Genomic DNA, 315 nt, shown 5'->3' on the forward strand with positions numbered 1-315 from the left:
GGCCTAAATGGACTCGAACCATCGACCTCACGCTTATCAGGCGTGCGCTCTAACCAGCTGAGCTATAGGCCCATACACTTTTACAGGGGCAGTAGGAATCGAACCCACACTGGAGGTTTTGGAGACCTCAGTTCTACCTTTAAACTATGCCCCTAAAGGATGCCGACTAGAGGACTTGAACCCCCAACCTACTGATTACAAGTCAGTTGCTCTACCAATTGAGCTAAGTCGGCATAAAAAAATGGTGGCTCGGGACGGAATCGAACCGCCGACACGAGGATTTTCAGTCCTCTGCTCTACCGACTGAGCTACCGA

Annotated in this window: 2 tRNA genes; both read right to left on the reverse strand. The window is 50.8% G+C overall.

From position 1 onward, the window contains the following. Positions 1-83: 83 nt before the first annotated feature. Positions 84-154: transfer RNA gene (locus tag JDS99_RS31200), tRNA-Trp, on the reverse strand. Positions 155-160: 6 nt separating this feature from the next. Then, positions 161-233 (reverse strand) — tRNA-Thr (locus JDS99_RS31205). Positions 234-315: the final 82 nt, after the last annotated feature.

Origin of the sequence: Bacillus cereus group sp. N6, assembly GCF_016483705.1 — a bacterium.
Classification (GTDB): domain Bacteria; phylum Bacillota; class Bacilli; order Bacillales; family Bacillaceae_G; genus Bacillus_A; species Bacillus_A wiedmannii.